At 71.6% G+C, this 10,043-nt stretch carries 9 protein-coding genes and 1 pseudogene; 5 read left to right on the top strand and 5 right to left on the bottom strand.

What is annotated here, in order from left to right:
• Window positions 1-177 precede the first annotated feature (177 nt).
• Complete coding sequence (locus ACFRAL_RS08770) at window positions 178-975, bottom strand: hypothetical protein (protein ID WP_378881844.1); 798 nt, start codon at window positions 973-975, stop codon at window positions 178-180.
• Between the two features lie 110 nt (window positions 976-1,085).
• Between ACFRAL_RS08770 and ACFRAL_RS08765 the strand changes: the two are divergent.
• A pseudogene (locus tag ACFRAL_RS08765) lies at window positions 1,086-1,379 on the top strand (hypothetical protein); the annotation flags it as partial.
• A gap of 139 nt (window positions 1,380-1,518) precedes the next feature.
• Here ACFRAL_RS08765 and ACFRAL_RS08760 read toward each other — a convergent pair.
• Genes ACFRAL_RS08760 through ACFRAL_RS08750 form a run of 3 tightly spaced genes read right to left on the bottom strand, consistent with a single transcriptional unit; the run spans window position 1,519 to window position 3,299 of the window.
• Window positions 1,519-2,253 (bottom strand): GAF and ANTAR domain-containing protein, encoded by a 735-nt coding sequence (locus ACFRAL_RS08760; RefSeq protein WP_378881843.1) that lies wholly within the window; start codon window positions 2,251-2,253, stop codon window positions 1,519-1,521.
• Entirely contained in the window at window positions 2,250-2,951 is a 702-nt protein-coding gene (locus ACFRAL_RS08755; protein WP_378881840.1) for an ANTAR domain-containing protein, read from the bottom strand. The genes ACFRAL_RS08760 and ACFRAL_RS08755 overlap by 4 nt, the downstream gene beginning before the upstream one ends.
• 12 nt (window positions 2,952-2,963) lie before the next feature.
• Window positions 2,964-3,299 carry a DUF2188 domain-containing protein gene (locus ACFRAL_RS08750; protein ID WP_378881838.1) on the bottom strand — a complete coding sequence of 112 codons (336 nt, stop codon included), beginning with the start codon at window positions 3,297-3,299 and terminating at the stop codon, window positions 2,964-2,966.
• 66 nt (window positions 3,300-3,365) lie between these two features.
• Here ACFRAL_RS08750 and ACFRAL_RS08745 point away from each other — a divergent pair, with 66 nt between their 5' ends.
• The 4 genes from ACFRAL_RS08745 to ACFRAL_RS08730 all read left to right on the top strand — a co-directional run bounded on the left by ACFRAL_RS08745 (window position 3,366) and on the right by ACFRAL_RS08730 (window position 7,395).
• Window positions 3,366-3,563: a hypothetical protein gene (locus ACFRAL_RS08745; protein ID WP_336396616.1), complete on the top strand. Its 198-nt coding sequence runs from the start codon at window positions 3,366-3,368 to the stop codon at window positions 3,561-3,563.
• Window positions 3,564-3,662: 99 nt separating this feature from the next.
• Entirely contained in the window at window positions 3,663-4,715 is a 1,053-nt protein-coding gene (locus tag ACFRAL_RS08740; RefSeq protein WP_378881834.1) for an iron ABC transporter substrate-binding protein, read from the top strand.
• Window positions 4,716-4,777: 62 nt separating this feature from the next.
• Complete coding sequence (locus ACFRAL_RS08735; RefSeq protein WP_336396614.1) at window positions 4,778-6,268, top strand: ABC transporter permease subunit; 1,491 nt, start codon at window positions 4,778-4,780, stop codon at window positions 6,266-6,268.
• Entirely contained in the window at window positions 6,265-7,395 is a 1,131-nt protein-coding gene (locus tag ACFRAL_RS08730) for an ABC transporter ATP-binding protein (RefSeq protein WP_378881830.1), read from the top strand. The genes ACFRAL_RS08735 and ACFRAL_RS08730 overlap by 4 nt, the downstream gene beginning before the upstream one ends.
• On the opposite strand, the gene ACFRAL_RS08725 is transcribed toward ACFRAL_RS08730, so the two are convergent.
• Window positions 7,355-10,027: an AMP-binding protein gene (locus ACFRAL_RS08725; protein ID WP_378881827.1), complete on the bottom strand. Its 2,673-nt coding sequence runs from the start codon at window positions 10,025-10,027 to the stop codon at window positions 7,355-7,357. The genes ACFRAL_RS08730 and ACFRAL_RS08725 overlap by 41 nt on opposite strands.
• Between the last annotated feature and the right edge of the window lie 16 nt (window positions 10,028-10,043).

Genomic DNA, 10,043 nt, shown 5'->3' with positions numbered 1-10,043 from the left:
ACCACTAAAAATTTTTTTGTGTGGTGGGTTTTTTTTTTTTTATAGTACAACCAAACCCCCCGGGGGTTTTTTTGCGGGGGGGGGGGGGGGGGGGGGGGGGTTGCCCGGGGGCACCCCCCCCTCCGCCGCGCGCAGGACCGCGCCGACACCGCGGAGCGGGCGCCGAGCGTGGTGCGATCAGGCCTGGCCTCCGCCGCCGGCGGTGCCGTCAGAGCCGCCTGGCGCCGAGCCGGACCGCGGGGCGGCGGGCGCTTCGGACGACCCGCCGGTCGTCGCCGAGACGGCGCCGGCGCCCAGCAGGGCTCCCAGGATGCCGATCCCCGCTGCGGCGTCGAGGATCTGCGACGCCATGAGCGCCGAGATCACCCCGACTCCGAACAGGACGATGACCAGCCGCCCCCAGTTCTTGACCACGAACGGGATCACGATGGGGGGAGCGGATGCCGCGGCCGCCGGCTTCGGCCCGATCTCCACCTCCTTCGCCTCGAGCTCGATCCGGTTCCCATCGGCCTGCGTCACGGTGGCGGCGACCTTGTGGCTGCCGTCGGCCGCGAACGTCGCGAGGATCGTGCGGCCGCCGTCGATCCGTTCGATCGTCGCCCCCTCCACGTCCCACGCGACGGTGGCGTCGTCGGGGAGGTTCTCGACGGTGAACATCAGAGCCGTGTCCTTCTGCCCGGTGCTGCCGCCGACGATCGCCGGCCCCACGCGAACGCCCCGCTCCACCGCTGCGCCGGAGTCGATGCCCACCGGGGGGCCGCCCTCCGTGGTGGCGAGCTTCTCGATGACCCTGAGCGCGTCGCGATGGTAGAGCCAGGCGAAGGCCAGGGCCAGGATGATGACCACGATGGCGCTGACGAGCAGCCCGACGGCCAGGTAGTAGTTCGACAGTGCGACGTCGACCGCGGCCGGATCGGCCGGCGTCGGACCCGGCGACGGTTCCGCCGCCACGGCGAGTGCAGCATGAAGAGACATGAGCGCCCCATTCCCCAGTTGGGCTGAGCATGCACCCATCTCAGAGCGCCGTCAATCACCCGCCCGCTCCGCGTCGTCGGGGGCCGCCGTGACGGCTTATGCTTCGAGCCATGGGAACGATCTTCTACGGCGGTGACGCCACGCCGATCCACATCGAGGATCGCGCGCTGGCTCACCTGAAAGTCGTCATCGCCACGAAGCTGCGTCGCAACGAGAGCTTCACGCTGACGTGGCGTCACCAGGACGATCAGCCGGGCGGACGCAGCACCATCTGGCTGCACCCGTCCATTCCGCTGCGGTTCGTGTTCGATCACGCGGAGCCTCCCGAGCTGAGCCGCCGGTGGATCGAGGACCTCGCGCAGTCCGCGAACAGCTCGGGTGGCGTCACCCTGGTGGATGAGAACGTGGCTGCCGGTCCGGTGCCTGAGGAACAGGGTGTCCCCGGCGACGTCTCGCTCGGCAGCGTCGAAGTCGAGAGCCTCGAGGTGAGCAGACTGACCGTCGGGGGCGCGGAGGTGTCGGGGGACAGCGTCCGAGGGTAGCTCAGCTCGACAGCTGTCTCGGGTCGATCACCAGTTCGCGGCTCACGAGCCTGGCGGCCACGCCGCTGAGACTCTGCTGGTGGCTGCGTGCATACGCACGGATGATCTCGAACGCCTCGTCGATGGCGACGCCGTGAGTGTGGGCGACCACTCCCTTGGCCTGTTCGATGATCACCCTGCTCCGCAGCGCGTGCTGCAGCTGTGCCGTCAGCTGCTCGCCCCGCCGGATGGAACGCTCCTGGAGGATGCCGATCGTCGCCACGTCGGCGAAGGCCCGGGCCGCGGTCAGGTCGGATTCCTCCAGGGGGCCGTCTCCGGTGACGAGGAGATTGAGCGTGCCGATGATGTGTTCGCGAAGCTTCATCGGAATCGCCGTGACCGCCCCGAACCCCAGCTCGACGGCGCTCTCGCGGAAGGCGGACCACTCCGGAGGCGACTCCGAGATCCGGGGCACCGTCACCACTTCGCCCGTGCCGAACGCCTCGATGCAGGGACCGGCCTGCGCGGCGAGCTGGATGAGTTCGACGAGCCGGCTCGCTTCGCTGGTCGACGCCACGAGCTCGAGGCGATCGTCGTCGCCGGCGAGGAGGATTCCCGCCGCGGACGCTCCGAGGATGTCACGGCAGGAGTCGACCAGCACCTGCAGGAGGTCGACGACGTCGTATTCGGCGACGAGCGTGTCGGCGAGCTTCGCGAACGTTCGTACCAGCTCGGCCTCTCGCACGATGGCGCTCATTGCTCCACCTCGATACGGCCATCATGGTTCACGAACCGCAGGCGCCTCTGAACGATGTCCTCGGCGATCTCGGCGACCGCGCGGCCGGAGGCGAAGGCGTGACCCTGGATGGCCAGAAGCGCGGCGTCCGGACCGACCTGCAACTGTGCGAGCACCATGCCGGTCGCCTGGTGGACCACTCGGCGAGAGGCGGGGCTCGTGGAGCTGAGGTCGCCCTGTTCACCGATCGCACGGGTGAGGATGTCGCGTCCGATGGCGTCCGCGATGGCGGATGCCTCCCCGGTGTGCCGCGTGGTCAGCGCGACCGGCATCAGCGAATAGAGGTCGACGGCGCCCAGACGCAGCGGCCCGACGGCGAGCGGGAACGCGAAGATCGACGCCACGGACTCCGCGCTGCTGGCAGCCGAGAAGGCGGGCCAGCGGGTGCGGCCCGCGGTCGCGAAGCTCGGCTCCTCGACGGGTGCCATCGAGCGCAGCGCGTCCCAGCACGGCCCCTCACCGAGGTCCATCTGCCATTCGTCCAGTCGGGCGGCGCGATCGTCCGACGCCGACAGCGTCTCGCTGCCCAGCACGTCGCCCAGTGTGGACACCGACGCGCCGCTCACGGGGAAGAGGCGGACGAAGGGCGCGCTGTAGTCGGCAGGCCGGAACGATCCACGATCGAGAGCCTGCATGACGTCGCCCACGCTGTCGCTCATACAACTGAGAGGTTAGTCGCCCCCCGCACCGGATGGGTGCGGCACGAGCGTGCCGTCCGGGCCTTGGATCAGGACCTCACCGCGTTCGCGGCGGAGGACGATCGCGGCCGCCGCCTCGACGGCCTCCGCCTCGGTGTCGTAATGCGCCGACGGCCGCCGTGCGTGGCCCTTGCAGACATCCCATCCGCCTCGTGACTCGTTCCGCGCCACCACCCAGATCTCGCCACGGCGGCGACCGCCCGGCTCGGTCCTCCGTGACCGGGGCGGAAAGCTCGCGGGACCTGACCCGCCCGGCAAGCCGGGCGCGTCCTGATCTTCGAGTTCGCCGTGACCGCCCGCTGTCGTCATGACCTGACCGTACGCCGTGAACATGTGCGGCTCACAGACAAGCGCCCGCGGGCGTAGCCTCACAGAATGGAATCCGGCGAGCCGTACACCGCTCAGTTCGATGAAGTGAGCGTCGGCGGGCAGGTCCGGCTCACCGTGGGCGTCGAGCTTCGGGATCGAGAGTCCGACGGCTCGATCCCGACCGAGGCCTGGTTCCACGGCGAGGAGTTCCGCCTGGACGTCGAGGACCAGGACGGCGTCGCCGTCTACGTGAGGCGGCTCTGACAGGCCGGCATCATGATGTCCGGGGCGGCGACGTCGTCGTAACCGGGAAGCGGCGTGCATTAGGCTAGCCTTACCTGTCTCGTTCCCAGGAGATCTCCCATGCCTTCACGCCCGCGCTTGTCCGCGCGCCCCGGCCGCCTCCTCGCCGGTTCGGCGGTCCTCGCAGTCCTCGCACTCGCCGGCTGCGCCGGCGGCGCGGGCGGTGCGGACACCGCCGCTGACGCCGACGCCCTCGTCGTCTACAACGCCCAGCACGAGCAGCTGACCGAGGAATGGGCCGAGGCGTTCACCGCTGAGACCGGCATCGACGTGGTGCTGCGCAACGGCGATGACAGCGAGCTGGCGAACCAGCTCGTGCAGGAGGGCACGGCGTCGAAGGCCGATGTGTTCCTGACCGAGAACTCGCCCGCGATGTCGCTCGTCGAGGAAGCAGGCCTTTTCGCACCGGTCGACGACGGCACGCTCGCCCTGGTGCCGGAGCAGTACCGGCCCGCGTCCGGCCTGTGGACCGGCATCGCCGCTCGCTCCACGGTGCTGGTCTACAACCCCGACCTCATCTCCGAGGATGAGCTTCCGGCGTCGCTTCTCGAACTCGCCGAGCCGGAATGGAAGGGACGCTGGGGTGCCGCGCCCGCCAAGGCGGACTTCCAGGCGATCGTGTCCGCGGTGCTCGCCACGCAGGGCGAGGACGGCGCGCGGGAGTGGCTCGAGGGCATGGCCGAGAACGCCGTGGAGTACCGCAACAACATCGTCACGATGAAGGCCGTCAACGCCGGCGAGGTGCCGGTCGGGATCATCTACCACTACTACTGGTACCGGGATCAGGATGCCGCCGCCGAAGACAGCTCGAACACGGCGCTGCATTACTTCGGCAACCAGGACCCAGGTGCGTTCGTCAGCGTGTCGGGCGGCGGCGTGCTCGAGAACGCGCCGCACGCCGACGAGGCCCAGCAGTTCCTGGCATTCATCGCCGGGGCGCAGGGCCAGGCCATCCTCGGCGAGGGCTACAGCTTCGAGTACCCCGTCGCCTCGGGCGTCTCGGCCAAGACCGAGCTGCCCGCGCTCGCCGAGCTCGGCGCTCCCGTCATCGACCCCTCCACGCTCAACGGTCCCGCCGTCATCGAGCTCATGACGGAAGCCGGACTCCTCTGACCCAGCTGCACACGCGCGCGACGGCGGGCGGAGCGGCCGAGAGGCGCCCGCCCGCCGCGCTCGTGGCTGTCGTCGCGGTGCTCGCGCTCGGCGCGCTGGTGCCCATCGTGTACGTCGTCCAGGCCGCCGTGGCAATGGGTTGGGACCAGCTGTCGGCGCTCGTGCTGCGGCCCAAGGTCGGCGAGCTGCTGGTGAACACCGTGCTGCTGGTGCTCATCGGCGTGCCGGCCACGATCTTCCTCGGGGTGGGCGGGGCGTGGCTGGTGGAGCGTACGACGCTTCCCGGCCGCGCCGTCATCAAGGTCGCGCTGGCCGCTCCGCTGGCCATCCCGGCGTTCGTCGCCAGCTACGGCTGGGCGAGCGCGATCCCCTCCCTCAACGGGCTGTGGGCCGCCGTGCTGGTGGCGACGCTCGCGTACTTCCCGCTGGTGTACCTGCCGGCGCTCGCCGCCATCCGCGGCCTGGATCCGGCGCTGGAGGAGTCGGCCCGCACGCTCGGCATGGGGTCGTGGGCGGTGTTCTTCCGCGTCGTCGCGCCTCAGCTGCGTCTGGCGGTGCTCGGCGGGGCACTGGTGGTCGCGCTGCACCTCCTCGCCGAGTACGGAGCGTTCGCGTTCCTGCGCTTCGACACGTTCACCACGGCGATCGTGGTCGCCTACCAGAGCACGTTCGCCGGTCCGAACGCCGCCGCGCTCGGCCTGGTGCTGGCGCTGCTGTGCCTGCTGCTGCTCGTCGCGGAGTCGGCCGCGCGTGGCCGCGCCCGGTATGCCCGCCTGGGGAGCGGCTCGCCCCACCCCGCCGCCACGCTGCGGCTGGGCCGCTTCACCGCACCATCGCTGATCGCCGTCGCGGTGGTGCTGGCGGGTGCGCTCGTGGTGCCGCTCAGCAGCGTCGGGCGGTGGCTGATGCGGGCCGATCCGGCTGCGTTCGCAGAGGTCGGGGTCGCCGCGCTGCAGACGCTGGCTCTCGCACTGGCCGGGGCGGTGTGCACGATCGCCGTCGCGCTGCCGTTCGCGTGGCTCGCCGTGCGCTATCCGGGACGGGTCTCGCGCGTGCTCGAGGGGGCGGCGTATCTCGCCAGCAGCCTGCCGGCCATCATCGTCGCGCTGGCGCTCGTCGCCGCCACGCTCGCGTTCGCACCGGCGCTGTACCAGACCCCGTTCACCGTCGTGGCGGCGTACGTCGTCATCTTCCTCCCGCGCGCACTGGTGCCGCTTCGAGCCGGCCTCTCGCAGGTCCCGGAGTCGCTCGAGGAGGCCGCGCGCGCGTTGGCGGTGAGCCCGGCGGCCGCCCGCATGCGCGTCACCGTGCCTCTCCTGCTCCCGGCGATCGGAGCGGGAGCCGCCCTCGTGGCGCTGGGCGCGGCGAACGAGCTCACCGCCACCCTCCTGCTCGCCCCCACGGGCACCAGCACCGTGGCGACGAGCTTCTGGTCTGCGGCATCCGCTCTCGACTATCCCGCCGCGGCGCCGCACGCGGTGCTGCTCGTGCTGCTGTCGGTGCCGGCGGTCGCGCTGATGTTCACCCACGCGACGGGGAGGACCGTTCGATGACCCTGCGACTGGACGGCGTGTCGAAGGCCTTCGGCGACACCGAGGTGCTGCGCGACGTCTCGCTCGAGGTGCCGCGCGGCACGCGCCTTGCACTGGTCGGCGCCTCGGGCAGCGGGAAGACGACGCTGCTGCGTCTCGTCGCCGGTTTCGTGGATCCCGACGCCGGCGTCATCAGCCTGGGCGGCGACGAGCTGTCGCGACCCGGCCGCAGCGTCCCCACCCACCGCCGCGGCATCGGCTACGTCGCGCAGGACGGCGCGCTGTTCCCGCATCTGTCGGTGGGGCGCAACATCGCCTTCGGCCTGCCCCGCGGCCCCGGTCGCGTCCAGAGGGTGCGGGAGCTGCTCGAGCTCGCCGCGCTGCCCCCGGCCTACGCCGATCGCATGCCGCACGAGCTGTCCGGCGGGCAGCAGCAGCGAGTCGCCCTGGTCCGGGCGCTCGCCCAGCAGCCCCGCATGATCCTCCTCGACGAGCCGTTCAGCGCCCTCGACACCGGACTGCGCTCGTCCACCCGGGACGCCGTCATCGAGGTGCTGGAGCGCAGCGGCGTCACCGCAGTGCTGGTCACGCACGACCAGGAGGAGGCACTCTCGTTCGGCCACCAGGTCGGCGTGCTGGTCGGTGGACGGCTGGTGCAGTCGGGCGACCCGATGGCCGTGTACGACGCGCCCGTCGACGCCTCGGTGGCGCTCTTCCTCGGCGACGCCCTCGTCATCCCCGCCCACGTCGACGCCGACGGCGTCGAGTGCGGATTCGGCCGCCTCGCCGTCCGGCACGATCTCTCCGGCGGAGCGGAGCACGTGCGCGCGATGGTGCGGCCGGCGCAGCTGCGGGTCGCCGCGGCCACGCACGGCGCCGCCGCCGCACTCGCCGCGGTGGCCAACGCGGTCGTGACGGCCGTGCGTCCCGCGGGGTCGACCGCCGACCTGCGCCTGCGCGTCGGGGCGGGGGAGCTCGCGACCGAGCTGGTGTACCGGGTTCCCCAGCACCGTGCCGCGGCGTTCGCTCCCGGCACGGCGGTGCGGGTGGTCGTCGAAGGCGGTGTCGTGCTCTACTCCGCAGCCGCCGCCACGACGGGGAGCATCGTCACGGCTGGAGGGCCCGGGACCGCTTCCGCCCCGCTTTGAGCCTCTTCATCACGGCCGGCGTGGCACCGCTGACGGTGACATAGGCCCGGTAGGCGAGCACGCCGACCAGGAACGAGAGCAGCGTCCCGAGCCACGGCGCGCTCTGCTCGAACGGCGGGTAGACCTGCCAGTGCGTGAGATACACGAACAGCGACGCGGCGGCGACCGTGACGAGCACCGGAACGGCGACGCGGGGGACCGGGACCGCTCGAATCCACAGGAGCGCCAGGATGCCGCCGCCGACGATCGCCTCACGCCCGGGGTCGCCGAAGAAGCCATACGCGGATGCCACGGCGAGCGCCGACACCACCAGCCGCCGTGCCGTGGTGTCGGCCCGCGCGACCAGCCAGCCGAGCGCGACCAGCCAGAGCACGACGGGTGCGGTGTAGCGCTCGACGTGCTCGGCGGTGAGGCCGGTGAGTGCGAACCGCGCGGCGAGCGCGGCGCTGAAGACCACGAGGGCGAAGGTGAAGGGCGCGCGCCGCTCCAGCCGGTCGACCGGGCGCGCCGCGAACAGCAGAGCCGCACCGGCGATGGCCCAGAGCATCGTCTCGAGGAACCAGAACTGCCACTGTTCGCTCCACCGGCCGTCGCCGGGGACGAAGTTGTTGACCAGTGCGACCGTCGTCGGCGCATACTGCCCGGTGACGAGCGCGACCGCTCCGATCCAGAGCACGGCCGGCACCACCAGCTGGGACGCGCTGCGTCCCAGGCGCCGCAGCCGCGTCGTGCCGGCGACGGGCGCCAACTGGAACCTCGCCAGGTTGTACCCGGCGACGGCGAGCAGCAGGTGCGCGCCGCCCTGCAGGGTGAGGAGGTCGGCATGCGTGGCGACGATGAGGAAGATCGCGGCCGCGCGCAGCAGCACCGGCGTCTCCAGCCGCGTCCAGACTCTGCGGCGCGACGAAGAGGCGTGACGCGCCGGGGGAGCGGTCGCTGCCGGCAGCTCGCTCCCGGACGTCGGTGCGGCTCTGCCGTCTGCCGACGGAGCAGGCGTTGCCGGTGGCCGGTGCTGCGCTGCCAGCTCCCGCGGCGTGAGGGCCGGCCACTCCCGCGGCAGCGATCCGAGCATCTCCTCGAGTCGCAGTGATATCTCGACGTAGCTGAGCGAGTCGCCGCCGAGCCCCGCGAACGAGTCGTCGAGCCCGGCATCCGGCTCTCCCAGCAGTGCCGCGTAGAGATCGCGCACGCGTTCGGCCGTCACCGCGCCGCCCGGTGGCGCGGTCGCCTCGCTCGCGCGGATCGCACGGTCGCTCAGCTCGGCGTACCGCGCGAGAGCGGCATAGTCGCGCTTCCCGTTGGACGTGCGAGGGAACTTGGCGACGGCGTATGCCGAGATGACGCGCGCCGGCAGGCCGGACAGCGCGGCGGCGCGAGCGCGGGCCCGTTCGGCCGCGCGCTCCGACGTCGCGAAGAGCAGCAGGCGCTCGTCGGCGCTCGTCGCGCGCGCCTCGATGCCTTCCTCGGCCAGCAGCTGCTCGATGCGGTCGAGGTCGAGGCGCAGGCCGAAGACCTTCACGAAGCGGTTGATCCGGCCGACGATCTCGTACAGGCCGTCCTCGCGTCGTCGTCCCACGTCGCCCGTGCGCAGCTCGGTCAGGCTGGGACCGTGCGCGAAGTCCTCGGGAGTGTGCGCGTACCCCATCATGACGTTCGGGCCCTGATACACCAGTTCGCCCGTTCCGCTTTCGTCGACGGCGTCGATGCGGAAGGACCCGCCGGGGATCGGCCGGCCGATCGAGCCCGCGTGGGTCGCGGCCAGTTCCGGCGGGAGGTATGCCATGCGCGCCGTCGCCTCTGTCTGCCCGTACATCACGAACAGCTCGAAGCCGCGCTCTCGGCCGAGCTGCGCGATCCGCCGCACCGATTCGGGCGCCATGCGCCCGCCCGCCTGGGTGACGTAGCGGAGCGAGGGCAGCTCGCGCGCGGCGAAGCCCGCCGCATCGAGGAGGTCGAAGGTGTACGGCACCCCGGCGAACGACGTCACCCCGTCGCGGCGGGCCTGCATCCAGAACTCCTCATCGGCGACCGACCTGCCGGTGAGGACCACACTGGCGCCGGCGAGCAGGTGACTGTTGACCACCGAGAGTCCGTAGCAGTACTGGAGTGGAAGCGTGGTCGCCGCACGGTCGGCCGGGCTCAGCCGCAGGTACTCGGCGATGGCCGCCGCGTTGCTGCGCACGTTCTCGGCCGACAGCCGCACGAGCTTGGGGGATCCGGTCGACCCCGACGTGCTGGACAGCACCGCGAGATCCGGGTGGAAATCGTGCCGACTGCCGACGCGACGCTCCTCGAGCACCCAGCCCGACGGGCCGTCCGTGGCGACGACGTCGGGGTCGAACCGGGCGATGAGTGCGGCGCGGTGCGCTCGCGCGCCCTCCTCATCGGAGCCGTCGACCAGCAGCACCGGGTGGCCGCCCTCCAGGGCTGCGAGGTACGTCACGATCGGTTCGACCGCATTGCTCGCCGCGATCATGACGAGTCGGCGGATGCCGCCCATCTCGTCGCGACGACGTGCCACACGCTCGCGCAACTCGTTGTAGTCCACGCGAGCGCCGTCGGCGATCAATGCCGGGTGGTCCGGGCTGCCTCCCAGAAGCGAGAGGCCGGGCGCGGTGGCGGTCGCAGTCATCGAGGTGGGGGATTCC

The organism is Microbacterium sp. NPDC056736 (assembly GCF_042790415.1).
GTDB lineage: Bacteria > Actinomycetota > Actinomycetes > Actinomycetales > Microbacteriaceae > Microbacterium.
The sequence above is the reverse complement of the archived record's forward strand: the minus strand, read 5'-3'. Positions and strand labels throughout refer to the sequence as shown.